The organism is Inhella sp. (assembly GCF_041912635.1).
Classification (GTDB): Bacteria; Pseudomonadota; Gammaproteobacteria; order Burkholderiales; family Burkholderiaceae_C; genus Inhella.
In genome coordinates, this window is sequence record NZ_JAYRMO010000022.1 from 22,084 (window position 1) to 47,998 (window position 25,915).

Here is a 25,915-nt window from a genome sequence, read left to right on the forward strand (position 1 = left end):
CTCCCCGCCCCCATGCTCGACGACATCAAAAAAACCCTCTGGGCCGCCGCCGACAAGCTGCGCGCCAACATGGACGCCGCCGAATACAAGCACCTCGTGCTCGGCCTGATCTTCCTGAAGTACGTCTCCGACACCTTCGCCGCGCGCCGCGCCGAGGTGATCGCGCGGCTCTCCAACCCCGACGACGAGTACTACTACGGCGAGGCCAGCGCCGAAGACCTGGCTCTTGAAGCCGACGACCGCGACTACTACACCTCCGTCAACTGCTTCTGGGTGCCCGAAGGCGCCCGCTGGGAGCACCTGCGCGGCCAGGCCAAACAGCCCACCATTGGCCGCAGCATCGATGACGCCCTGGCCCTGATCGAGGCCGAGAACCCCAAGCTCAAGGGCATCCTGGACAAACGCTACGGCCGCGCCCAGCTGCCGGACGGCAAGCTCGGCGAGCTGGTGGACCTGGTGTCCACCATCGGCTTTGGCGACAACCCCAGCGCCGCCCGCGACGTGCTCGGCCAGGTCTACGAATACTTCCTCGGCCAGTTCGCCAGCGCCGAAGGCAAAAAGGGCGGCCAGTTCTACACCCCGGCCTCCATCGTGCAGACGCTCGTGGCCGTGCTCAGCCCCCACCACGGCAAGGTGTATGACCCCTGCTGCGGCTCGGGCGGCATGTTCGTGCAGAGCGAGAAGTTCATCGAAGCCCATGGCGGCCGCCTGGGCGATGTCTCCATCTACGGCCAGGAAAGCAACCCCACCACCTGGCGCCTGGCCGCCATGAACCTGGCCATCCGCGGCATCGACTTCAACTTGGGCCGCGAACCCGCCGACAGCTTCATCCGCAACCAGCACCCCGACCTGCGCGCCGACTACATCCTCGCCAACCCGCCCTTCAACATCAGCGACTGGTGGCACGGCAGCCTGGAGGGCGACCCGCGCTGGGTCTACGGCGACCCACCCCAGGGCAACGCCAACTACGCCTGGCTGCAGCACATGCTGCACCACCTCAAAGATACGGGCCGCGCCGGCATCGTGCTGGCCAATGGCTCCATGAGCTCCAGCCAGAACAACGAGGGCCAGATCCGCGCCGCGATGGTCGAGGCCGATGTGGTGGAGGTGATGGTGGCCCTGCCCGGCCAGCTCTTCTTCAACACCCAGATCCCCGCCTGCCTGTGGTTCCTGGCCAAGCGCAAGCCCGTCCATCGCCAGGGCCAGGTGCTGTTCATCGACGCCCGCAAACTCGGCCGCATGATCTCGCGCGTGCAGGCGCAGCTGGCCGAGGACGACATTGCCCGCATCGCCGCCACCGTGGCGGCCTGGCGCGGTGAGGCGGCGCCGGGTGAGGAGGTGGGGCAGTACGCCGATGTGCCGGGCTTCTGCCGCAGCGTGCCGCTGACCGAGATCGCCCAGCACGGCCATGTGCTGACCCCCGGGCGCTACGTGGGCGCCGAGGCGGTGGAGGACGACGATGAGGCCTTTGCCGAGAAGATGACGCGGCTGACGGAACTGCTGGGGGAGCAGATGGCCAAGGGGGCGGAGCTGGATGCGGTAATCAGGGAGAAGCTTGGGAGGCTTGGATATGAGTTCTAAGTGGCCGCTCGTTCGACTGGGCGACCATGTAGACGCCTGCCTCGGAAAGATGCTCGACGCTAAGAAGAACAAGGGCACCCCTCAGCCGTACCTGGGCAACAGCAATGTCCGCTGGGGTAATTTCGATCTCAGCGACCTCGCTGAGATGCGGTTCGAGCCCGAGGAAGAAGAACGCTACGGCCTGCTAACCGGCGACCTCGTAGTTTGCGAAGGCGGAGAACCTGGGCGGTGCGCAATTTGGACCGCGCCTGTACCAACCATGAAGATTCAGAAGGCTCTTCATCGCATCCGTCCCAAGAGCTCACTCGACAACTACTACTTGTATTACTGGTTCTGTCACGCAGCCAAGGCAGACCTTCTTGAGCCGCACTTCACCGGCACCACCATCAAGCACTTGACCGGGAAGGCACTCGCAGCATTGCAGGTGCCGTTGCCGCCGATCGCTGTGCAGGCTGCGATGGTGGATGTACTGAGAAGTTTGGACGACCGCATCACCCTCCTCCGCGAAACCAACGCCACGCTGGAAGCCATCGCCCAGGCGCTGTTCAAGTCCTGGTTCGTGGACTTCGACCCCGTGCGCGCCAAGCTGGCCGGCCGCGCCCCCGAAGGCCTGGACGAAGCCACCGCCGCCCTCTTCCCCGACAGCTTCGAGGACTCGGAGTTGGGGGAGGTGCCGAGGGGGTGGACGGTTCGCCCAATTGGCGACTGCGTGGAGACCGTCGGCGGCGCCACGCCGGACACGAAAAAGGAAGAGTTCTGGGAACCCGCCGAATTCGCGTGGACGACACCCAAGGATCTTTCGGGCGCGACTGCTCCGGTCTTGACGGAAACCGAAAGGAGGCTGAGTGCCAGCGGCCTGGCAAAGATCGGCTCTGGCCTGCTGCCCGTCGGAAGCCTGCTGATGTCGTCACGCGCACCGATCGGCTACTTGGCCATCACCGACCTTCCCGTGGCAGTGAACCAGGGCTACATCGGCATGCTGCCAGGAGGCGTTCTTCCACCGCTGTACATGCTGCGCTGGTGTGAAGCCAATATGGAGCAGATCAAGGGACGGGCTAACGGTTCGACCTTTATGGAGATCAGCAAGAAGGCGTTTCGACCAATCCCGGCCGTGGTGCCGACGTCTGACGCAATCGACGCCTTCTCGGCCATCGCCCAGCCCTTGTTCAATCGCGTCATCGCCAATGAGCGGCAAGCACGATCGCTCGCCACCCTCCGCGACACCCTCCTCCCCCGCCTGATCTCCGGCCAGCTGCGCCTGCCCGAGGCCACCGAATCCATCGAGGAAGCCCTGGCATGAAGCTCCACGCCCTGCGCCCCGAAGACCTGCCGCTGCTGCGCGAGTCCACCGACCTGGAATGCAAGCTGGCGCAGGGGCAGGACGGCCAGGGCGAGTTGCCCAAGGACTTCTGGCCCACCTATTCGGCCATGGCCAATGCCCACGGTGGCCTGGTGCTGCTGGGCGTGCGCGAGAAGGCCGGGCAGTTCAGCGTCGCCGGCGTGGCCAAACCCGACAAGCTGCGCAGCGAGCTGTTCAACAACCTGAACAACCCGGGCAAGGTGAGCGTGAACCTGCTGACCGAAGCCGATGTGCAGGAACTGCATTGGGAAGGCCGGCTGGTGCTGGCCATTCAGATTCCGCCCGCCACGCGCCAGCAGCGGCCGGTGTACCTGAACGGCCAGCCCCTGGGCCACACCTACCGGCGCTTGCACGATGGTGACCGCCGCTGCGACGACGAGGCGGTCAAGCGCATGCTGGCCGAGCAGATCGAGGACGAGCGCGACGCGCGCATCCTGCCGCACTTCGGCATGGAGGACATCGACCGCGACAGCCTGCGCATCTACCGCCAAATGCTCAAGGACGAGAAGCCCGGCCACCCCTATCTGGAGCAGGACGATCTGGCGTTCCTGACCAGCCTGCGCGGCTGGCGCCGCGAACGAGCCAGCGGCGAGCAAGGCTTGACCCTGGCCGGGCTGCTGATGTTCGGCCGCTGGGAGGCCATTCAGGAGGCTTTGCCGCACTATTTCCTGGACTACCAGGAACGGCCCGAAGCCAAGACCGAGCTGCGCTGGGTGGACCGCCTGGTGCCGGACGGCACTTGGTCCGGCAACCTGTTCGAGTTCTATCGGCGCGTCTACCGCAAGCTGATCGCCGACCTGAAGGTGCCGTTTGCCTTGAAGGATGGCCAGCGCCAGGACGACACCCCGGTGCATGTGGCCTTGCGCGAGGCCCTGGTCAATACCCTGGTGCATGCGGACTACACAGGGCGCGTCTCGGTGCTGGTGGTGAAGCGGCCGGACATGTTCGGCTTTCGAAACCCCGGCGGCCTGCGCCTGCCCATCGAGCAGGTGATTCGAGGCGGCGAGAGCGATTGTCGCAACCGCATCCTGCATCAGATGTTTTTGCTGATCGGCCTGGGGGAACGAGGCGGCTCCGGCATGCCCAAGATCTTCAGCGGCTGGCAGAGCAGCCATTGGCGCCAGCCCCTGCTGCGAGAGAAAGATGAACCGGAGCAGACCCTGCTGGAGCTGCACATGCTGGACCTGCTGCCACCGGCCGTTCTGGAGTCGCTGCACGCCCAGCTGGGGCCGGCCTTCGAGCGGGTCGATGCGCTGGGGCGCGTGATTCTGGCGACGGCCAGGATCGAGGGCGTGGTCAACCACTCGCGCATGACGGAGATCTGCACCGAGCACCCGCATGACATCAGCCTGGCGCTGGCCCGCCTGGAGCGAGACGGCCTTTTGCTCTCCCAAGGCCAGTCCAAGGGCAAGGTCTACCACCTGCCGGGAGCCGCGCCTGTTTCCCCGGAGCAGGTGTTCTCGGGAGCCGGCAGCTCCGGTAGTAGCGCCGCCAGCTCCGGTAGTAAGTCGGGAAGCTCCGGTAGCAAAAGCTCCAGCCCCGGTAGCAGCGAGACCGAAGGGTCAGGCTCGGCCCAACAGGGCAGCTTGGCCATGGAGACCGCGCAGCGGGACAGCCAGGGCTGCCTGCTTTCGCCCCACCTGGATGCCCCCATCGTGGACGACTTGGCGGCCCTGTCCGAGGGGCTGCGCGATCAGCTACTGGAGCGTTCCAGCCTGCCGCGCAGCAAGGCACGCCTGGACCGGGAAACGATGACAGCTGTGATCTTGTCCGTCTGTGAAGGGCGCTATGTGCGTCTGAGCGTGTTGGCCGAGCTGCTTCAGCGAGACCCAGACGGTTTGCGCAAGGGCTACCTGGACGGCCTGGTCAAAGGTCAGCTCATCCGGCGGGCCTTCCCGGGCACCCCCACGCATGAGCTGCAGTCTTACCGCAAGGCCACGAACGGCACGACGGATTGAGCGAACGCAGGGAGCGGCGATGACCGAAGACCAACTCGAACAAGAAGCCCTGGGCTGGCTGGCCGAGCTGGGCTGGCAACACCACCATGGCCAGACCATCGCCCCGGACGCCGAGAACGCCCAGCGCAGCGACTATCGCCAGGTGCTGCTGCGCGAACGCCTGGCCGCGGCCATCGCCCGCCTGAACCCGCAGCTGCCGGCCAATGCCCGCGAGGACGCGCTGCAGCAGGTGCTGAACCTGGGCCTGCCCGCACAGCTGGCCGCCAACCGCGCCTTTCACAAGCTGCTGGTCAACGGCGTGCCGGTGCAGTTCCAGAAGGACGGCGAAACGCGCGGCGACTTTGCGCGCCTGATCGACTGGCAAGACGTGGCGGCCAACGAGTGGTGGGCCGTCAACCAGTTCACCGTGAAGGGCCCGCACCACACGCGCCGGCCGGACGTGGTGCTGTTCGTCAACGGCTTGCCGCTGGTGCTGCTGGAGCTGAAGAACCCGGCCGACGAACAGGCGGACATCTGGAAAGCCTTTGAGCAGATCCAGACCTACAAGGCGCAGGTTCCGGACGTCTTCCACTACAACGAGCTGCTGGTGATTGCCGACGGCAGCGAGGCGCGGGTGGGCTCGCTTTCCGCCAATGCCGAACGTTTCCTGCAGTGGCGCACCATCGACGGCGTGCAGCTCGACCCGCTGGGCGAGTTCAACGAGCTAGAAACCCTGGTGCGCGGCCTGCTGGCGCCGCAGCGCCTGCTCGAATACCTGCGCTTCTTCGTGCTGTTCGAGGACGACGGGCAGTTGGTGAAGAAGATCGCCGGCTACCACCAGTTCCACGCGGTACAGGCGGCCATCCAGCAGGTGGTGGCGGCGTCTCGGGCCGATGGCAGCGCCGCGCAGCGTGGCAAGGGCGGCGTGGTGTGGCACACCCAGGGCAGCGGCAAGAGCATCACCATGACCTGCTTTGCCGCCCGGGTGATGCAGGAGCCGGCGATGGAGAACCCGACGCTGGTGGTCATCACCGACCGCAACGACCTGGACGGCCAGCTGTTCGGGGTGTTCAGCCTCTCGCAAGACCTGCTGCGCGAGCAGCCGGTGCAAGCGACGACGCGCCAGGAGCTGCGCGCGTTGCTGAGCAACCGGCCCTCGGGCGGCATCGTATTCACCACGATCCAGAAGTTCATGCCGGGCGAGGACGAGGACCTGTTCCCGCGCCTCTCTGAGCGCCGCAACATCGTGGTGATTGCCGACGAAGCGCACCGCACGCAGTACGGCTTCGAGGCCAAGCTGAAAGAGGTGAAGACCAAGCCGCTGCGCACGGGCGATGGCCTGCTGACGCCGGCCGACGCGCCCGAGGCGCATTTCGAGCCCCCGACGTACCAGACGAAGTACCAGGTGGGCTATGCCCAGCACCTGCGCGACGCCCTGCCCAACGCCACCTTCGTGGCCTTCACGGGCACGCCGGTCTCCGCCGCCGACCGCGACACCCGCGCGGTGTTTGGCGAGTACATCCATGTCTACGACATGCAGCAGGCCAAGGAAGATGGCGCCACGGTGGCCATCTACTACGAGAGCCGGCTGGCCAAGCTGAAGCTGCGCGAAGAAGAGCTTCCGCTCATCGACGCCGAGGTGGACGAACTGGCCGAGGACGAGGAGGAGAGCATCCAGGCCAAACTCAAGAGCCGCTGGGCCGCGCTGGAAAAGGTGGTGGGCGCCGAGCCCCGCGTGGCCAGCGTGGCGGCGGACCTGGTGGCGCACTTCGAAGCCCGGGAGGCCGCACAGCCCGGCAAGGCCATGGTGGTGACCATGAGCCGCGAGATCTGCGTGCACCTCTACAACGAGATCGTGAAGTTGCGCCCCGAGTGGCACGACGAGGACCCCGAGAAGGGCGCCATCAAGATCGTGATGACGGGCTCGGCCAGCGACAAGGCGCTGCTGCGCCCGCACATCTACGGCGGCCCGGTGAAGAAGCGGCTGGAGAAGCGTTTCAAGGACCCGGCCGACCCGCTGAAGTTGGTGATCGTGCGCGACATGTGGCTGACCGGCTTTGACGCGCCCTGCGTGCACACCATGTACGTGGACAAGCCCATGAAGGGCCACAACCTGATGCAGGCCATTGCCCGCGTGAACCGCGTGTTCAAGGACAAGCAGGGCGGCCTGGTGGTGGACTACATCGGCATCGGCAACGAGCTGAAGGCGGCGATGAAGGAGTACACCGCCAGCCAAGGCCGCGGCCGGCCGACGGTGGACGCCCACGAGGCCTATGCGGTGCTGGCCGAGAAGCTGGACGTGCTGCGCGCGCTGCTGCACGGCTTTGACTGGTCGGGCTTCCTGACCGGCGGCCACAAGGTGCTGGCCGGTGCGGCCAACCATGTGCTGGGCCTGCCGCTGGAGGCGGGCCTGAGTGGCAAGAAGCGCTTTGCCGACCACGCGCTGGCGATGAGCAAGGCGTTTTCGCTCTGCTGCACGCTGGACGAGGCCAAGGCGGTGCGCGAGGAGGTGGCCTTCCTTCAGGCGGTGAAGGTGATCCTGACCAAGCGCGACCTGTCGGCCCAGAAAAAGACCGACGAGCAGCGCGAGCACGCCATTCGCCAGATCATTGGCCACGCGGTGGTGTCCGACGCGGTGGTGGACATCTTTGACGCCGTGGGCCTGGACAAGCCCAACATCGGCCTGCTGGACGACGAGTTCCTGGCCCAGGTGCGCAACCTGCCCGAGCGAAACCTGGCGGTGGAGCTGCTGGAGCGCCTGCTGGAGGGCGAGATCAAGTCCAAGTTCGCGACGAACATCGTGCAGCAGCGGCGGTTTTCAGAGCTGCTGGGGCAGGTGATCGCCCGCTACCAGAATCGCTCCATCGAGACCGCGCAGGTGATGGAAGAGCTGGTGGACATGGCCAAGAAGTTCCGCGCCGCCGCCCAGCGCGGCGAGCAGCTGGGACTGAACGAGGACGAGGTGCGCTTCTACGACGCGCTGGCCACCAACGAGTCGGCCGTGCGCGAACTCAGCGACGAGACGCTGAAGAAGATCGCCCACGAGCTGACCGAGAACCTGCGCAAGAACATCACGGTGGACTGGTCCCAGCGCGAGAGCGTGCGTGCCAGCCTGCGGCTGATGGTCAAGCGCATCCTGCGCAAGTACAAGTACCCGCCGGATATGCAGGACGCGGCGGTGGAGCTGGTGCTGAGCCAGGCCGAAGCCCTGGGCGAGAGCTGGGTCTAGCCAGCCCCGCCCAGAAACCGGCTAAGGCTGGGTTTGCGCCTGCGCCAAGCCGCCGCCCAAGGCCTTGTAAAGCCCCACTCCCGCCTGCAAGCTCGCCAGCCGCACCTGCAGCGCTGCCTGCTGGGCCGCAAAGCTGGCCCGCTGGGCATCCAGTAGCTCCAACTGACTCGAAGCCCCGTTGGCAAAGCGCAGCTCCACCAGGCGCAGGCGTTCGGCCTCGGCTGCCGCCTGGGCTTGCTGGGCACGCAGCTGTTCGGTCAGGGTGCTGCGGGCCACCAGGGCGTCGGCCACTTCGCGGAAGGCCTGCTGCACGGCCTTGTCGTACTGGGCCACGGCGGCGTCGCGGGCGGCCTGGCTGGCGGCCAGGTTGGCGCGGTTGCGGCCGGCGTCGAACAGGGGCTGCAGCAGCTGGCCGCTGAAGCTCCAGGCGCTGTGCTTGAACAGATCGCTGAGCTGGCTGCTGGCCGTGCCGGCGCTGGTGCTCAGGAAGATGGAGGGGAAGAAGGCCGCGCGCGCCGCGCCGATATTGGCCTCGGCGGCGATCAGCTGGGCCTCGGCCTGGCGCACGTCGGGGCGCTGCAGCAGCGCTTCCGAGCGCAGGCCGGCGGCGAGCGGGGCCAGGGCCTGATCCAGCAGCGGCGTGGCGGCGGGCAGCTCGGGGCCCAGGGCCTGGCCGGTCAGCAGGGCCAGGGCGTGTTCGTCCTGGGCGCGTTGGCGCTCGGCCTGGGCCACGGCGGCGCGGGTGGCTTCGAGCGCCGAGATGGCACCTTGCAGCTCCAGGCTGGAGGCGGCGCCCTGGTCGAAGCGCAGCTGCACCAGGCGGTGGCTTTCCAGCCGGCTGTCCAGCGTGCGGCGGGCCAGCGCCAGCAGCTGCTCGTCCGTCTGCAGCGCGTAATGCGCCGAAGCCACGGCGGCCACCAGGCTGAGCTGGGCGGCGCGGGCGCCTTCGGTGCTGGCGAGGTAGCGGGCCTGCGCGGCCTCGCTCTGGTTCTTCAGCTTGCCCCAGAGGTCGAGCTCGTAGGCGCTGAGCTGCAAGCCGACCTGGTAGTTGCTGCTGATGCCCTCGCCCTGCGCCTTGGGTTGGCGCGACATCCCCGCGCCCAGGCCTACGGTGGGCCAGCGGTTGGCGTCGCTCACGCGCGCCAGCGCGGCGGCCTGCTCGACGTTCGCCAGCGCCACGCGCAGGTCGCGGTTGTGGCGCAGCGCGGTCTCGATCAGGGCCTGCAGGCGGGCGTCGGCGTAGAAGCCTTGCCAGTTGGGCAGCTGCACGGCCGCTTCAGCGGCCTGGCCGACGCTCTCGGCCACCGGCAGCGCCGGGCGCTGGTGCGCCGGGGCCAGGTTCATGCAGGCGCTCAGGGAAGCGGTGGCCAACAGGGACAGCGCGGTTCTCTTCATGGTGTTCATCTCAATGGCCTTCCGCGGCGCCGCCAATGCCATGGGCATGGTGTTTGTCGAATTCGAGCTGGCGGGTGCTGGGCTTGAAGAGCTTGCGCACCACCAGGAAGAACACCGGCACGAAGAGCACGGCCAGCACGGTGGCCGAGACCATGCCCGACATCACCCCGGTGCCGATGGCGCGCTGGCTGGCCGAGCCGGCCCCGCTGGCGAACACCAGCGGCATCACGCCCAGGATGAAGGCCAGCGAGGTCATCAGGATGGGCCGGAAGCGCAGATGGCAGGCCTCCAGGATGGCCTGGGTGAGGCTGCGCCCTTCGGCTTGCAGATCCTTGGCGAACTCAATGATCAGGATGGCGTTCTTCGCAGAGAGGCCAATGATGGTGATCAGGCCGACCTTGAAGAAGACGTCGTTGGGCATGCCGCGCAGGCTGGCGCCCAGCAGCGCGCCCAGCAGGCCCAGGGGCACCACCAGCAGCACGGCGAAGGGGATCGACCAGCTCTCGTACAGCGCGGCCAGGCACAGGAACACGGCCAGCAGCGAGAAGACCAGCAGGGCCGTGGCCTGGGCGCCGGAGATCTTTTCCTCGCGCGAGAGCCCGGTCCACTCGAAGCCGATGCCCGGCGGCAGCTGGGCCGCCATCTTCTCGATCTCGGCCATCGCCGCGCCGGTGGAGGCGCCGGGCGCGGCATCGCCGGCCAGGCGCATGGCCGGATAGCCGTTGTAGCGCACCGCCTGCATCTGGCCGGTGATCCAGCGCGTGCTGGCAAAGCTGCTCAGTGGCACATGCTGGCCCTTGTTGTTCAGCACGCTCAGGCGCAGCAGGTCTTCGGGCTGCATGCGGGCCGCGGCCTCGGCCTGCACCACCACGCGCTGCAGACGGCCGTTGGCGGGGAAGTCGTTCACATAGGCCGAGCCGAGCTGGGTGGCGATCACCGCGCCCAGGTTGTCGAAGCTCACGCCCAGGGCGTTGGCCTTGTCGCGGTCGATGTCGAGCTGCAGCTGGGGGGCGTCCTCCAGGCCGTCCGGGCGCATGCCGGTGATGAGCTTGCTCTTGCTCGCCATGCCCATCAGCTGGTTGCGGGCGTTCAGCAGGGCCTCGTGGCCCAGGCCGCCGCGGTCCTGCAATCGCAAGGCAAAGCCGGTGGCCGTGCCCAGCTCGGGGATGGGCGGGGGCGAGAGCGGGAAGATGAAGGCATCGCGCACGGCCATGAAGGCGCCGAAGGCACGGCCTGCCAGCGCCTGCGCGCTGTGGTCCTTGCCCTTGCGTTCCTCCCAGGGCTTGAGCGGCACGAACACCAGGGCGGCGTTCTGCCCCTGGCCGCTGAAAGAGAAGCCGATCACCCCCACGGTGGCGCGCACCTCGGGCTGCTTCAGCATGAAGTCCTCGACCTGCTTGACCGCGGCTTCGGTGCGGTGCGCCGTGGCACCCGGCGGCAGCTGCACGTTGACGATCAGATAGCCCTGGTCTTCATTCGGCAGGAAGGAGGTGGGCATGCGCACGTAGAGCCAACCCACCACGGCGATCAGCGCCACGTAGATCAGCAGCACGCGGCCGCCGCGCTGCAGCAGCTTGGCCACCCAGCCCTCGTAGCCCTTGGCGGTGGCGGAAAAGCCGCGGTTGAACCAGCCGAAGAAGCCGCGCTTGGCGTGCCCGCTGCCGGGCGCCACGGGCTTGAGCAGGGTGGCGCACAGCGCCGGCGTCAGGCTCAGGGCCATGAAGGCCGAGAGCAGCATCGAGGCCGCCATGGACAGCGAAAACTGGCGGTAGATATTGCCCACCGAACCCGCGAAGAAGGCCATGGGCACGAAGACCGAGACCAGCACCACGGTGATGCCGATGATGGCGCCGGAGATCTGGCCCATCGCCTTCTTGGTGGCTTCAAGGGGCGAGCGCCCCTCCTCGTGCATGATGCGTTCGACGTTCTCCACCACCACGATGGCGTCATCCACCAGGATGCCGATGGCCAGCACCATGCCGAACAGCGTGAGCACGTTGATGGAGTAGCCCAGGCCCAGCATGATTGCGAAAGTGCCTAGCAGGGCGATCGGCACCACGATGGTCGGGATCAAGGTGTAGCGCCAGTTCTGCAGGAATAGGTACATCACCAGGAACACCAGCAGGATGGCCTCGAACAGGGTCTGCACCACCTGGGTGATGGAGATCTGCACGAAGCGCGAGCTGTCGTAGGGGATCTCGTAGACCACGCCCTCGGGGAAGTAGCGCTGCAGCTCGACCATGCGGTCCTTCACCGCCTGGGCCGAGGCCAGGGCGTTGCCGCTGGGGGCGAGCTGAATGCCGATGCCGGTGCTGGGCTTGCCGTTCAGGCGCGAGTAGCTGCCATAGCCCTGCCCGCCCAGTTCCACGCGCGCCACGTCGCCCAGGCGAACGGTGGAGCCATCGGGGTTGGCGCGCAGCACGATGGCCTTGAATTGCTCGACCGATTCCAACTGCCCCTTCACCACCACGGTGGCGCTGACGGTCTGGGTCGAGAGATTGGGGAGCTCGCCGATGGAGCCGGCCGGCACCAGCGCGTTCTGGGCGCGGATGGCGGCGTTGACCTCGGTCGCGTTCAGGTTGTAGGCGCGCAGCTTGGCCGGGTCGATCCAGATGCGCATGGCGCGCTCGGTGCCGAACAGCTGGGCTTGGCCGATGCCGGGCAGGCGCTGCAGCTCCGGAATGATGGAGCGCGCGGCGTAGTCGCCCAGGGCGATCGGGTCCAGGCGCCCGTCCTTGCTGGACAGGGTGACGAAAAGCAGGAAGTTGTTGCGCGCCTTGTCCACGCGCACGCCCTGCTGCACCACGGCCGAGGGCAGGCGCGGCGCGGCGCGCGAGAGGCGGTTCTGCACCTCCACCTGCGCCAGGTCGATATTGGTGCCGGGCTCGAAGGTCACCGTGATGGTGCCGCTGCCGTTGGCCTGCGAGACCGACTCGATGTAGGCCAGATTGGGCGAACCGTTGAGCTCCTGCTCCAGCACGGCGAGCACGGATTCATCCAGCGTGCGCGCCGAGGCGCCGGGGTAGAAGGTGCTGACCACCAGCGAGGGCGGCGCCACCGTGGGGTACTGCGCCACCGGCAGCTTGGTGATGGATAGCGCGCCGAACACCAGGATGAACAGCGCGATCACCCAGGCAAAGATGGGGCGGTCGATGAAGAAGCGAGACAGCATGCGCGGCTCCGATCAGCGGCTGGCGGCCGAAGCCGGGGCCGAAGCCGGGGCCGAAGCCGCGCCGGTCCAGGGCACGGGCTTGACCGGCGCGCCGGGCACGAACATCTTCTGGAAGCCATCGACGATGACCTGCTCGCCGGGCTTCAGGCCGTCGAGCACCACCCAATAGCTCCCATCCTTGTTGCTCTGGCTGCCGCCCAGCTTGACCGGGCGCGGTTGCGGCTTGTTGTCGGCGCCCACCACCAGCACCGTGTCACCCTGGCTGCCGCGCGTCACCGCCTGCTGCGGCAGCAGCAGGCCGGCGGGCAGTTCGGCCTGCACCAGGCGCACGCGCACGAACTGGCCCGGCAGCAGCTGGCCCTGGGCGTTCGGCACCTCGGCGCGCAGCTGCACCTGGCCGGTGCCGGGGTCCACGCTCAGGTCGGTGAAGAGCAGCTTGCCGGGCTCCTTGGTCTCCTGGCCGTTGTCCAGCAGCACGCGTACCTGGGCGCCATCCTTGCCGGCGGCGCGCAACTGGCCGGCGGCCAGGGCCTGGCGCAGGGCCTGCACCTCGTTGGCGCTCTGCGTGAAGTTGACGTAGACCTTGTCGGTCTGCTGGATCAGCGCGAGCTGGGTGGCCTCAGCGGCGCTGACCAGCGCGCCTTCGGTCACCAGCGCGCGGCCGATGCGGCCGGCGATGGGCGCCTTGACGGCGGCGTAGTCCAGGTTCAGGCGCGCGGTCTGCACCGCCGCTTTGGCGGCCGCCACATCGGCCTCGGCCGCCTTGGCGGCGGCCACGGAGGCCAGGTATTCCTGCTGGCTGATGGCCTTGGCCTCGACCAGGGGCTTGTTGCGCTCGGCCTGCGCGGCGGCCTGGGCCACATTGGCCTGCGCCTTGGCCAATTGGGCCTGGGCGGCGTCCAGCGCGGCCTGGTAGGGCGCGGGGTCGATCTGGAACAGGGACTGGCCGACGCGCACCTCGGCGCCTTCGGTGAACAGGCGCTTCTGCACCACGCCGTTCACGCGCGCCCGCACCTGGGCAGTGCGCAGGGCCTCCACGCGGCCGGGCAGCTCCACCTGCAGGTTCACCGCCTGCGGCTGCACCTGCAGCACGCCCACGGCCGGCGGCGGCATGCCGCCCCCCTGCGCCTGGGCGTTGCCGCCCTGTTGGCCGCAGGCGGCCAGCGCCAGCAGCAGGGGAAGGGACAGCAACAGGGGCCGCGCCAGCGGCTTCTTCTGGGAGGCAGGGATCACGGGAAATCCTTTCGGGCGGCGCAGCACGGTGCGCGGCGATGACAGCGGGGCTTGGCTCACCCGGGACGACGAAGCAGCAGGCGCCCGTTCGACACGCTACCGCTCATCCAATTCACCCGGGGTGACAGGCAAGGCGGCGGAGTCTACATACATTCACGCATGTATGTAAATGAACTTAGAATGCCCCTCCATGGCGCGCAAGACGAAACAGGAAGCCCTGGAAACCCGGCAGAAGCTGCTCGACGCGGCCGAGTTGCTGTTCCATGCGCAAGGGGTTTCGCACACCTCGCTGCAGGACATTGCCAGCGCCACCGGCATGACGCGCGGCGCGGTGTACTGGCACTTCAAGAACAAGGCCGAGCTCTTCACGGCCCTGATGGACCGCGCCACCCTGCCCCTGGAGGCCGCCCCGCCCGAGGCGCCCTGCCTGCAGCAGCCGGGGCTGGCCGCGCTGCGCTGGGGCCTGCTGCACCTCTTTCACCTGACCGCCTACTGCCCCCGCACCCGCCGCGCGTTCGAAATTGCGCTGCAGAAGATGGAATTCAGTGGCGAGTTGGAGGCGCTGTCACAGCGCAAGGCTGAAGCGCACCAGCGCTGGGTGGAGCGGCACCAGGCCAATCTGGAAGGCGCCGTGCAGGCCGGCCAGTTGCCCTGCACGCTGGACACGCGCCAGGCCGCCATCGGCCTGGTGGCCCTGTGCCATGGCCTGCTGCACCAATGGCTGCTGCAGCCCAGCACCTTCGATCTGCCGCAGGTGGGCGAGGCCGCCACCGAGGCCTATCTGCAAGGCCTGGCCCACCAGGGTGCCAGCCTGCTGCCGGCCATTCCGCCGGCCGAACGCGCCCGCCTCCTGGCCTGCGTGCAGGCTCAGGCCCCCAACTAGGGCCTGTTAACACTACGGGGAGCCAGCGCGTTGCCATCAAAACGGGCGCCAACGAGGCGCGAAACGAAGCCGGGGCAGTTCCCCGGCGAGGCTTCGCAACGAAGTGGGCACCCTTTTTGGTGGCAACCCGAAGGGAAAGGGCCTGGCCGGCCGGCCAAGCCCTTTCGCGCGGCTTCCCGTAGTGTTAACAGGCCCTAAGCCCCAAGCAGGCCCCAAACTAAGCACGCCGCAAGCCCCGTCAGCGCACAGGGGCATGCACCGGAACCAGCGCCGCCCAACGACAATTGCGGGTTTGCCCGAAAGCCAAGGCCTGCCCGTGACCGCCACCCTGACCCGAGACGACGCCCACAGCCACCAGACTGTGAAGCCGCCCAAGGCCGAGCGCGCGCTCACGGCCTACCGCCCCTACTGGGCCAAGCGCTTCGGACCGGCGCCCTTCCTGCCCATGAGCCGCGAGGAGATGACGCAGCTCGGCTGGGACGAGTGCGACATCATCATCGTCAGCGGCGATGCCTATGTGGACCACCCCAGCTTCGGCATGGCGGTGATCGGGCGCACGCTGGAGGCGCAAGGCTTTCGCGTCGGCATCATTGCCCAGCCCGACTGGAACTCGGCCGAGCCCTTCAAGGCCCTGGGCCGGCCCAAGCTGTTCTTCGGCGTGGCAGCCGGGAACATGGATTCGATGATCAACCACTACACGGCCGATCGGAAAATCCGCAGCGACGACGCCTACACCCCGGGCGGCGAGGCGGGAAAAAGGCCGGACCGCGCCACGCTCGTCTACACCCAGCGCTGCAAGGAAGCCTTCAAGGACGTGCCGGTGATCATCGGCGGCATCGAGGCCTCGCTGCGCCGCATCGCCCATTACGACTACTGGAGCGACAAGGTGCGCCGCTCCATCCTGGTGGACAGCAAGGCTGACCTGCTGCTGTACGGCAACGCCGAACGCGCCATCATCGAAATCGCGCACCGCCTGGCACAGCGCAAGCCCATCGAATCCATCACCGATGTGCGCGGCACCGCCTTCATGCGCAAGGTCGATGACCCGCAGCTGGCCGGCTGGTTCGAGATCGATTCGAGCAGCGTGGACGCCCCGGGCAAGGTGGACGAGCTGATCAACCCCTACGCCACCACCGAGGAAACCGGCAGCGCGCAAGGCGCCGCCTGCGCCACCGGCGATGCGCCCAAGGCGGAGGAAAAGCCGATCCAGATCGTGCGCCGCGCCGTGGCCAAGACGGACGCCCGCGCCGTCACCCCACCGCGCGAGCGCTCCGTCATCCGCCTGCCGAGCTTCGAGCAGGTCAAGAGCGACCCGGTGCTCTACGCCCATGCCAACCGCGTGCTGCACCTGGAGACCAACCCCGGCAATGCGCGCGCCCTGGTGCAGCGCCATGGCGACGGCCCCTCGGTGCGGGATGTCTGGCTGAACCCGCCGCCGATCCCGCTCAGCACCGCCGAGATGGACCATGTGTTCGACCTGCCCTACGCGCGCAGCCCGCACCCGCGCTATGCGGACGAACAGGGCCGCCACGACGGCGCCACCAAGATCCCGGCCTGGGAAATGATCCGCTTCAGCGTCAACATCATGCGCGGCTGCTTCGGTGGCTGCACCTTCTGCTCGATCACCGAGCATGAAGGCCGCATCATCCAGAGCCGCTCGGAAGAATCGGTGCTGCGCGAGATCGAGGACATCCGCGACAAGGTGCAGGGCTTCACCGGCGTGGTGTCCGACCTCGGCGGCCCCACCGCCAACATGTGGCACATCGGCTGCAAGAGCAAGGAAATCGAGGCGGCCTGCCGCAAGCCCAGCTGCGTCTACCCCGGCATCTGCCAGAACCTGCACACCGACCACGGGCCGCTGATCCAGCTCTACCGCAAGGCGCGCGCCATCAAGGGCGTGAAGAAGATCCTCATCGGCTCGGGCCTGCGCTACGACCTGGCGGTCGAATCGCCCGAATACATCACCGAGCTGGTGACGCACCACGTGGGCGGCTACCTGAAGATTGCCCCTGAGCACACCGAAGGCGGGCCGCTCTCCAAGATGATGAAGCCCGGCATCGGCACCTACGACCGCTTCAAGCAGCTGTTCGAGGCCGCCAGCGCCGCCGCCGGCAAGAAGCAGTACCTGATCCCCTACTTCATCGCCGCCCACCCCGGCACCAGTGACGAGGACATGATGAACCTCGCACTCTGGCTGAAGAAGAACGGCTTCCGTGCCGACCAGGTGCAAACCTTCTACCCGAGCCCCATGGCCACCGCCACGGCCATGTACCACTCGACCAAGAACCCGCTCAAGAAGGTCACGCGCGACAGCGAGACAGTGGACATCGTCAAGGGCGAGAAGCGCCGCCGCCTGCACAAGGCCTTCCTGCGCTACCACGACGCCAACAACTGGCCGCTGCTGCGCCAGGCCCTGCAGGACATGGGCCGCGCCGACCTGATCGGCAACGGCAAGCACCACCTCATTCCGAGCTGGCAACCGCAGACCGATGGCAGCTACTGCAGCGCACGCCGCACCAACAGCACACCGTCCGTCAAACCCAGTGCCAAAGCCAGCCAGCGCCTGCGCGCCGGCACCCTGCTGACCCAGCACACCGGACTGCCGCCGCGCGAGCAGGGACAACCCGGACGAGGACCCGCGAAAGGCCGCCGCAAACCCGGCTAAACCCGGGGAATGCGGCCCCTTGGCCGCCGCATGAACTGGCGCATACTCCAACGAACCGTCCGTAACACGCCAGCATGTCCGACCTCTCTCAGTCCTCTGACGCGCGGCTCGATCCCGACGACGATGTGCTCGAACTCATCGACGAGCACGATGCCCACGCGGACGAGCACGCCGGCGCGCCCTGGCGGGTGCTGATCGTCGACGACGACAGCGACGTCCACAAGGCCACCGAGCTGGCCATGCAAGGCCTGCTGATCGAAGGTCGCAAGCTCGAGTTCCTGCACGCCAGCTCGGCCGCCCAGGCGCGCGAGCTGCTGGCCCGCGAACCGAACCTGGCCGTGGCCCTGCTCGACGTGGTGATGGAGAGCGAGGACGCCGGCCTGCAGCTGGTGCGCCACATGCGCGCCGACGCCTGCCACGACGCCACCCGTATCGTGCTGCGCACCGGCCAGCCCGGCTACGCGCCCGAGATCGAGACGGTGCGCTCGCTCGACATCAACGACTACAAGACCAAGAGCGAGCTGACGCGCACGCGCCTTTACACGGTGCTCACCGCCGCCATCCGCTCCTACAAGCAGATCTGCGAGCTGCAGGTCGGCCGCCGCGGTGTCTCGCGCATCCTGCAGGCCGCCAACGAGCTGAGCCAGATTCGTACCCTGCCCCGCTTTGCAGAGTGCGCGCTCGAACACTTGTGCGGCCTGTTCGAGAGCCCGCCCGCCGGCCTGGTGTGCGTGCAGCACCGTTCGGACGCCGTCGAGCAGGCCCGCATCGTCGGTGCGCTCGGGCCCTTCGCCGAGCTGATGGGCGCCAGCCTCAGCCTGCTGGATGCCGGCACCAGCCGGGATGCCATCGAACGCAGCTTCGGCTTCGGCCAGCCGCACATTGGCAACCCGCTCACCCTGCACTTCCGGCTCTCCAACGAGCGCAGCCTGGTGATGCACGCCCTGCTCGCCCGCGAGCCCGACGAGGCCGAGCTGCCGCTGCTGCACACCTTCAGCTCCACCGTGGCCATCGGCTTCGACAACGTGGCCATGTACGGCCAGTTGCTGGACCACGCCTACAACGACCAGTTGCTGCAGCTACCGAACCGCAACCGCTTCATCGAGCTGCTCGAAAAACATCTGCAGGCGCCCGAGGGGCTGTCGCTGGCACTGATCGACATCGACGACTTCTCCGACATCAACGACGCCTTCGGCCACCGCTTCGGCGACCAGGTGCTGCAGGCCGTGGCCGCGCGCCTGACCGAGCAGTTGGGCGAGCGCGCCGAGATGGCACGCATCTCGGCCGACACCTTCGGCCTGATGGGCCCGACCGAGCGCATCAACGCCGAGGGCGTGTCCGGCGTCTTCACGGAGCCCTTCAATGTGGCCGGCGAACGGCTCCAGCTCTCTGCCACCACCGGCCTGGTGAACCTGGCCGACAGCAGCGCGCTGGGCTCGGAGCTGCTGCTGGACGCCCACATTGCACTCAAGCGCGCCAAGCTGATGCACCGCGGGGCGGCCCAGTACTTCAGCGCCGAAATGGGTGTGGACGCGCGCGAGCGCTTCAAGCTGCTCAAGGGCCTGCGCGCCAGCTTCGAGGCGCGCCGCCTCTTCGTGGTCTACCAGCCCCAGGTGCACCTGCCCACGCGCAAGGTGGTCGGCGCCGAGGCGCTGCTGCGCTGGCGCAATGAGGAAGGCAAGTTCGTTCCGCCCGACCAGTTCATCCCGCTGGCCGAGCAGAGCGGGCTGATCATTTCCATCGGCGAGTTCGTGCTGCGCACCGCCTGCTTCCAGGTCGCCCGCCTGCGCGAGCTCGGCTACCTGGACTTCCGCATGGCGGTCAACATCTCGCTGGCGCAGTTCCGTCACCCGCAGTTCATCCCCACCCTGCAGGCGGCAATGCGCGACTCCGAGGTGCCGGGCGACGCGCTGGAGCTGGAGATCACCGAATCCATGGCCATGGAAGACGTGGACATGGTGCTGCACGTGCTGGCCGACATCCGTGCCACCGGCGCCACCGTCGCCATCGACGACTTCGGCACCGGCTTCTCGTCGCTGAGTCAGCTGCGCCAGCTGCAGGTCGAGCGCCTGAAGATCGACCGCGCCTTCGTGCAGGAGGCACAGAGCTCAGCCGCCGGCTCCACCATCGCCGCCATGGTCGTCAACTTGGGCCGCAGCCTGGGCATGCAGGTGCTGGCCGAAGGCATCGAGACCGAAGAGCAGGCCGCCCAGCTGGTGGCCCTGGGCTGCCACGAAGGCCAGGGCTATCTGTTCGCCCGCCCGATGCCGGGTGAGCTGCTGGAAGGCTGGATGGCGCAGAGCAGCAAGCCCAGCGCCTGAACCGGCTCAGCCGGCGCGCTTGGCGAGCAGCGCCCGCGCCACGCGCGACACCGGCGGCCGGCCCAGTACCTTGCTGATGAACGCGGCCGCATCCACCAGCGCATCGATGTCCACACCGGTCTCGATGCCCAGCCCGTTCAACATGAACACCACATCTTCGGTGGCCACATTGCCGGTGGCGCCCTTGGCGTAGGGGCAGCCGCCCAGGCCGCCGACGCTGGCGTCAAAATTGGCCACGCCCAGTTCCAGGCTTGCGTAGACATTGGCCAGCGCCTGGCCATAGGTGTCGTGGTAGTGGCCGCTTACCTCTTGGAGAGGGAAGTGCTTCAGCGCCCGCTCCAGCGCGGCCTGCACCCGGCGCGGTGTGCCCACCCCGATGGTGTCGCTCACGCCCAGGTGGTCGACACCGATCGCCTTCAGCTGCGCGGCCACACGGTCCACCTGGTCGGGATGGATCTCGCCTTCATAGGGGCAGCCGAGCGCGCAGCTCAGCGCCGCACGCACCTTGATGCCGCGTGCCTTGGCATCTGCCACCACCGGCGCGAAGCGCTCGATGCTCTCGGCGATCGAGCAGTTGATGTTCTTCTGCGTGAAAGCTTCGCTGGCGGCCGTGAAGACGACGATCTCATCGGGCTTCAGAGGCAGAGCGGCCTCCAGACCCTTGGCGTTGGGCACCAGCACGGCGTAGGCCACATCAGGGCGGCGGGCGATGCCGCGCATCACCTCCACGTTGTCGCCCATCTGCGGCACCCACTTGGGGCTGACGAAGCTGGTCGCCTCCAGGCGGCGGATGCCGGCCTCCTGCAGGCGCTGGATCAGTTCCACCTTGTGTTCGGTGGCCACCGTTTGCTTCTCGTTCTGCAGGCCGTCGCGCGGGCCGACGTCGCAGAGGGTGACCTTGCTCGGCAGTGCCATCTCAGTCCTCCAGGCGCAGCAGTTCGGCGCCATCGCTCAGCTGATCGCCCACGGCGTACAACAGCTCGGCCACCTTACCGTCGCGCGGGCTGTTCAGGGTGTGCTCCATCTTCATCGCCTCCATCACCGCCAAGGCCTGACCGGCCTTGACCGTATCGCCCGGCTTGACATGCAGAGCGACCAGCTTGCCCGGCATCGGAGCCGTCAGGCGGCCGGCCGCGCCGCCGCCCTCGCCGGCATGGGCGATGACATCGATCTCGGTCAGCGTGGCGCTGCCCTGCGGCGCAAACACCGTCACCTGCTCGCCGCGCGCATAGGTATGCACGGAGATGCGGCGCAGGGCCAGCCCCTCGCCCAGCAGCAAGGTATGGCGTTCGGGGCTGCTGGAATCAACGGCGAAGGCGATCGACTCACCCCCCACCACCAGCTGCATGCCGCCGCGGTGCAGGCGGCGCAGTTGCACGGCATGGTGCTGGCCATCCAGTTCCAAGTCGAAGCCGCGCACGGCGTCACCGGTCAGGCGGAAGCCGTCGCGCCGGCTCCAGGGGTCAGCATCCTGGCTGGCGGCTTCCGTGGCCAGGGTGTGCGCCACCACCGCGGCGGCGGCCACATCCAGCGGCAGGCCGGGCTGGCCGAACAGCGCGGCGCGTTCGCGCTCGATCAGGCCGGTGTCGAGATCAGCATGGGCAAAGCTCTGGGTGGCGGCACAGCGGCGCAGGAAGGCGACATTGGTCTGCAGGCCGACGATGTGGGTCTGGGCCAGGGCCGCATCCAGGCGCGCCAGCGCCTGGGCGCGGTCCTCGCCCCAGACGATCAGCTTGGCCACCATCGAGTCGTAATACGGGCTGATCGCATCGCCCTCGACCACACCGGTGTCCACGCGCACGTCGGCGCGGCTGAAGCTGGCGTGCGCCGGCCAGCGCAGCACGTCGAGCGCGCCAGTGGCGGGCAGGAAGCCGGCCTCGGGGTTTTCGGCGCAAATGCGCGCCTCGATCGCATGGCCATGGATGCGGAGCTCGTCTTGCTTAAGCGGCAAAGGCTGGCCGGCCGCGACGCGCAGCTGCCACTCCACCAGGTCCAGGCCGGTGATGGCCTCGGTGACCGGGTGCTCCACCTGCAGGCGGGTGTTCATCTCCATGAAGTAGAAGCGCCCGTCCTGCTCGGCAATGAACTCGACCGTGCCCGCGCCCACATAGCCTACCGCCTTGGCCGCCGCCACGGCGGCCTCGCCCATCTCGCGCCGACGTTGCTCCGTCATGCCCGGCGCGGGCGCCTCTTCCAGCACCTTCTGGTGGCGGCGCTGCACCGAGCAGTCGCGCTCGAACAGGTAGACGCAGTCGCCTTGCGTGTCGCCAAAGACCTGGATCTCGATGTGGCGAGGCTTCTGCACATAGCGCTCGATCAGCACCGCATCGTCGCCAAAGCTGTTGATGGCCTCGCGCTTGCAACTGGCCAGCGCGGCGTCGAACTCGTCGCCGTTCATCACCGCGCGCATGCCCTTGCCGCCGCCGCCAGCGCTGGCCTTGATCAAGACGGGGTAGCCGATGCGATCCGCCTCGCGCTTCAGCAGCGCCGGGTCCTGGTCAGCCCCGTGGTAGCCCGGCACCAACGGCACCTTGGCCGCCTCCATCAGGCGCTTGCTCTCGGCCTTCAGGCCCATAGCCAGGATGGCGCTGGCCGGCGGGCCGATGAAGACCACGCCGGCTTCGGCGCAGGCCTGCGCAAAGCCTTCGTTCTCGCTCAGAAAGCCATACCCGGGGTGGATGGCCTGCGCGCCCGTGGCCTTGGCCGCAGCCAGGATGCGTTCCCATTGCAGATAGGAATCGCGCGGCGCGGGGCCGCCGATCAGCACCGCCTCGTCACAGGCCAGCACATGCTGGGCACGCGCATCGGCCTCGGAGTAGACGGCAACTGTTTGAATGCCCATCCGGCGCGCGGTGGCGGCGACACGGCAGGCGATCTCACCCCGGTTGGCGATGAGGATCTTCTTGAACATGGGGACTCCTTGTGGGAGAGGCGGCGCCGCTGCCGGCGCGAGACCCGAAGTATCGAGGACGCCCCCGAGCGCCTTGAGCCCGGCGCGGCTACAGGCCGATCAGCTGGTGCGCCCCGGGCAGCAGGCGCAACTGCCATTGCGGGCGTTCACGCGCCCAGCCCTGCGGGCAGTTCAAGACCACGGTGCCTCCACCCTGAAGACCCAGCTGGACCGAGGGGCCTTCACGGCAGGCCGCCGCCGCTGCCGCCTGCGCTTCCAGCGGCCGCTCGAGCAAGGCCTGGCCCTGCAAAGCGATCACCTTGCCTTCGCGGGGCAGACGCGTGCAGCTTATCAACCTGGGATCGAGCTTGAAGCCATCGTCCAGCGTCCAGAAGCCGACGCCACCCGCGCAGTCCGCACGCATCAAATCCGCCAGCAAGCCCCCTGCCCGCCCCTGCCGGTCGGCAAGGCCCAGGCCTTCGCTGCTTTGCAGCCGTTCGGCCCGTGCCACGCCCAGACGCTGTAAGAGCCCGCTCAAGCCGGCGCTGAACTCCTGTTCCGGGTCCAGCAGTAGCTGGCCGAGCCCCCCTTCGGCCGGATTCGCGAGTGGACCGTCCGCCCATTCCAACAGCCGCTCCGCGGTCAGCCTGACCGCTCCCGCGTGCAGGCTGGCCAGACCTTGCAGGCCCCTCCGCGCTTCGGGTGAGCGCTGGGCGTGCAAAGCCTGGGCCGTGAGAAAGAGACTCATGCCGCAGTCGTAATCCTCACGGCTCTTGCGACCGGTAGGCAGCCCCACCGCCACTTGCCCGGCGCGCAGGCGCAGGCAGGCATTCAGGGCCCGCTCCACCCGGGCGTTCCAATCCGCCTGCGGCTGGTGGGGGCGCTGCTGCACATGAGCCAGCCACTCCGCATGGCCCTCATGCAGCCAGGGCCGCTGCTCGTCGCTGCTGTACAGGCCGCTGTTCCACCAATGCGCAGTCTCATGGGCCAGGAAGTACCGCAGGTCGGCCTGCGACAGCGCCGCCGCATTCATCGGCAGACGCAGCCGCATCATGGGCCCCACAGTGGTGTCGCCGTGATAGCCGCGCAGCTCGCTGGCCACCGCAACCACCATCCCGCCCGGAGGCGCTTCGCCATAGGCCTGGGCGTAATCGGCATGAATCTGTGCCAGCAGCTGCTGGAGCTGCTGCACGCGCTCGGCACCCAGGCCCCCGTCCAGCACGGCGCCGGGCGCCCGCTGCAGTTCGCTGCGGCCCAGCAGCAGGTAATCCCACAGGCCCAGCTGCTCGGGCAGCGAGCCCTCGCGGGCCTGCTGGGCCAGGGCTTGGTTCACTTGCCCGGCGCTGAGCTGCCGCAGCACCGGGCCCTGGGCATGCAGCGTGCCGCCTTCGGCCACCCAAGGCGCTCGCCATTCCCAGCGCAGCGCGGTATCGGGCAGCAGCACCAGATGGTGACCGGTGTGCAGCAGTACGCCCTGGCCATCGCTCAGGGGTTCGGCGGGCTGATAGACCGCATAGGCCTGGAGGGTTTGCGGCCGGATGGTGAGCGTGGCGGCCTGGCAGCCCGGCCGCAGACGCAGGACCGAGGGCAGCAGCTCGGTGCAATCGTCCGGCCGCAGCTGTAGCTGCTTTCGCCAAGCAGCCAGGCCGTGCTCCTGGTGCTTGGCAAAGGGCAGTTCCTGCACGCCCGGCGGCGGCTGGTAGCGCAGTTGCAGCTCGCCCTGTTCGGTCAGGCTGCCCTGAATCAGCAGGCTGCGCTCGGCCTGCGCTGGCACGGCCGCGGCCGCTGCCAGCAGCAGCGCACCCATGGTGTTCTTCATCGTTCCCCCTGAAATTTGCGGCGCAATCTACCAGTCGCCTGCCCTCGCACGCTGTGACGGAGCGGTCGTCGCGCTGGACGGAGCATGGAGCCTGCGCTCTACTCGGCCCCAAGAGCCGCAAAGGCCGCGCGACGCCCCGGCGTCGCTGCCGTGTGCACATCAGGTCGGGGAGAAACCGATGCGAAGCCCTTCAATCGAGGGCCTGGGCGGGCTGCTGAGCGCCCAGGCCGAGGACACGCCGCAGCTGCTGCAACGCTGCCTGCGGGCCATTCGCACCCATCTGGACATGGAAGCCGCCTTCGTGTCCGAATTCAAGGACGGCCGGCGCTGGTTCCGGCAGGTGGATCAGGCCGATTCGGCGCCCTTGCTGCTAGTCGGTGGTTCCGACCCCCTGGAAGAGAGCTACTGCCAACGCGTGGTGGATGGGCGCCTGCCCGAGCTGATTCCCGATGCCTGCCAACTGCCCGAGGCGCTGCGCCTGGCCGCCACCCGCGCCCTGCCGGTGGGCGCGCACCTGAGCGTGCCGCTGCGACTGCGCGATGGCTCGCTGTACGGCACCTTCTGCTGCTTCAGCCGCCTGCCCGACCCCAGCCTGCGCACCCGCGACCTGCGTCTGATGCGGGTGCTGGCGGAACTGGTCGCCGAAGGCCTGAGCGCCGAACTGGAGGCCGCCCGCCACCAGGCGCAGGCTCGCGCGCGCATCCGCGCGGCGCAGCAAGATGGGGCGCTGCAGATGGTCTACCAGCCCATCTGTGACGTCGCGCGTGGCCATGTGGTGGGCTTCGAGGCCCTGGCCCGCTTTCGCACCCTGCCGCCGCGCACGCCCGATTTGTGGTTTGCCGAGGCGGCCGAACTCGGCTGCAGTGCCGAGCTGGAGCTGCAGGCGATTGCCGCCGCGCTGGGCCCGTTGGCGCGCATTCCGGCGCCCACCTATCTGTCCATCAACGCCTCGCCCAGCACCCTGCTGCACCCGGGCCTGCCGGCCTTGCTGCAGGACTTCCCGCTGGAACGGGTGGTGGTCGAGGTGACCGAGCACGCGGCGGTCGAGCATTACGAGGAACTGGCCACTGCCCTGCGGCCGTTGCAGCGGCGCGGCCTGCAGCTCGCCATCGACGACGCCGGGGCCGGCTACGCCAGCTTCCGCCATGTGCTGAACCTGGCCCCGCAGCAGATCAAGATGGACATCAGCCTGACCCGCAACATCCACTGCGATGCCTCGCGCGTAGCGCTGGCGGCCGCCCTGTGCAGCTTCGGGCGCGCCACCGGCTGCCTGATCGTGGCCGAGGGCATCGAGTGCGATGCCGAACTGCAGACGCTGCGTGAACTGGGCGTCAGTCGCGGCCAGGGCTACCACCTGGGGCGGCCGGCGGCGCTGGATTCAGGTCTGGGTCTGCTGCCCGCGCAGCGCCCCGCGGGCCTGCATTGAGGCC

General features: G+C 68.2%; 14 protein-coding genes. 8 read left to right on the plus strand and 6 right to left on the minus strand.

Annotation, left to right across the window (positions count from 1 at the left end):
- The first annotated feature begins 12 nt into the window (after nucleotides 1-12).
- Genes ACE3QP_RS13715 through ACE3QP_RS13730 form a run of 4 tightly spaced genes read left to right on the plus strand, consistent with a single transcriptional unit; the run spans nucleotide 13 to nucleotide 8,107 of the window.
- A complete protein-coding gene (locus ACE3QP_RS13715) occupies nucleotides 13-1,581 on the plus strand; it encodes a type I restriction-modification system subunit M (RefSeq protein WP_374436896.1) in 1,569 nt (522 codons plus the stop codon).
- Between the two features lie 49 nt (nucleotides 1,582-1,630).
- Nucleotides 1,631-2,881 carry a restriction endonuclease subunit S gene (locus ACE3QP_RS13720; RefSeq protein WP_374436897.1) on the plus strand — a complete coding sequence of 417 codons (1,251 nt, stop codon included), beginning with the start codon at nucleotides 1,631-1,633 and terminating at the stop codon, nucleotides 2,879-2,881.
- Nucleotides 2,878-4,899, plus strand: a complete 2,022-nt coding sequence (locus ACE3QP_RS13725; protein WP_374436898.1) for an RNA-binding domain-containing protein — start codon at nucleotides 2,878-2,880, stop codon at nucleotides 4,897-4,899. The genes ACE3QP_RS13720 and ACE3QP_RS13725 overlap by 4 nt, the downstream gene beginning before the upstream one ends.
- Nucleotides 4,900-4,918: 19 nt before the next feature.
- The gene (locus ACE3QP_RS13730; RefSeq protein ID WP_374436900.1) at nucleotides 4,919-8,107 is read left to right on the plus strand and encodes a type I restriction endonuclease subunit R; all 3,189 of its coding nucleotides are present in this window, start codon (nucleotides 4,919-4,921) and stop codon (nucleotides 8,105-8,107) included.
- 21 nt (nucleotides 8,108-8,128) lie between these two features.
- Here ACE3QP_RS13730 and ACE3QP_RS13735 read toward each other — a convergent pair whose 3' ends face one another.
- From ACE3QP_RS13735 to ACE3QP_RS13745, 3 genes are read right to left on the minus strand one after another with little or no spacing between them, the layout of a single operon-like run.
- The gene (locus ACE3QP_RS13735; protein ID WP_374436902.1) at nucleotides 8,129-9,502 is read right to left on the minus strand and encodes an efflux transporter outer membrane subunit; all 1,374 of its coding nucleotides are present in this window, start codon (nucleotides 9,500-9,502) and stop codon (nucleotides 8,129-8,131) included.
- 10 nt (nucleotides 9,503-9,512) lie between these two features.
- Entirely contained in the window at nucleotides 9,513-12,671 is a 3,159-nt protein-coding gene (locus ACE3QP_RS13740) for an efflux RND transporter permease subunit (protein ID WP_374436980.1), read from the minus strand.
- Between the two features lie 15 nt (nucleotides 12,672-12,686).
- The gene (locus ACE3QP_RS13745; protein ID WP_374436904.1) at nucleotides 12,687-13,907 is read right to left on the minus strand and encodes an efflux RND transporter periplasmic adaptor subunit; all 1,221 of its coding nucleotides are present in this window, start codon (nucleotides 13,905-13,907) and stop codon (nucleotides 12,687-12,689) included.
- 190 nt (nucleotides 13,908-14,097) lie between these two features.
- Between ACE3QP_RS13745 and ACE3QP_RS13750 the strand changes: the two genes are divergently transcribed.
- From ACE3QP_RS13750 to ACE3QP_RS13760, 3 genes are all read left to right on the plus strand, one after another.
- Complete coding sequence (locus ACE3QP_RS13750) at nucleotides 14,098-14,790, plus strand: TetR family transcriptional regulator (RefSeq protein ID WP_374436906.1); 693 nt, start codon at nucleotides 14,098-14,100, stop codon at nucleotides 14,788-14,790.
- A gap of 316 nt (nucleotides 14,791-15,106) precedes the next feature.
- Nucleotides 15,107-17,455, plus strand: a complete 2,349-nt coding sequence (locus ACE3QP_RS13755; RefSeq protein WP_374436907.1) for a YgiQ family radical SAM protein — start codon at nucleotides 15,107-15,109, stop codon at nucleotides 17,453-17,455.
- A 74-nt stretch (nucleotides 17,456-17,529) separates the two neighbouring features.
- Complete coding sequence (locus tag ACE3QP_RS13760) at nucleotides 17,530-19,776, plus strand: EAL domain-containing protein (RefSeq protein WP_374436909.1); 2,247 nt, start codon at nucleotides 17,530-17,532, stop codon at nucleotides 19,774-19,776.
- A gap of 6 nt (nucleotides 19,777-19,782) precedes the next feature.
- Here the strand turns inward: ACE3QP_RS13760 and ACE3QP_RS13765 are convergent, their stop codons facing one another.
- The 3 genes from ACE3QP_RS13765 to ACE3QP_RS13775 form a co-directional block, all read right to left on the minus strand.
- Nucleotides 19,783-20,691 (minus strand): hydroxymethylglutaryl-CoA lyase, encoded by a 909-nt coding sequence (locus ACE3QP_RS13765; RefSeq protein ID WP_374436911.1) that lies wholly within the window; start codon nucleotides 20,689-20,691, stop codon nucleotides 19,783-19,785.
- 1 nt (nucleotide 20,692) lies between these two features.
- The gene (locus tag ACE3QP_RS13770) at nucleotides 20,693-22,687 is read right to left on the minus strand and encodes an acetyl-CoA carboxylase biotin carboxylase subunit (protein WP_374436913.1); all 1,995 of its coding nucleotides are present in this window, start codon (nucleotides 22,685-22,687) and stop codon (nucleotides 20,693-20,695) included.
- 88 nt (nucleotides 22,688-22,775) lie between these two features.
- Complete coding sequence (locus ACE3QP_RS13775; protein WP_374436915.1) at nucleotides 22,776-24,485, minus strand: hypothetical protein; 1,710 nt, start codon at nucleotides 24,483-24,485, stop codon at nucleotides 22,776-22,778.
- Nucleotides 24,486-24,663: 178 nt separating this feature from the next.
- Here ACE3QP_RS13775 and ACE3QP_RS13780 point away from each other — a divergent pair, with 178 nt between their 5' ends.
- Complete coding sequence (locus tag ACE3QP_RS13780) at nucleotides 24,664-25,911, plus strand: EAL domain-containing protein (RefSeq protein WP_374436917.1); 1,248 nt, start codon at nucleotides 24,664-24,666, stop codon at nucleotides 25,909-25,911.
- Nucleotides 25,912-25,915 lie beyond the last annotated feature (4 nt).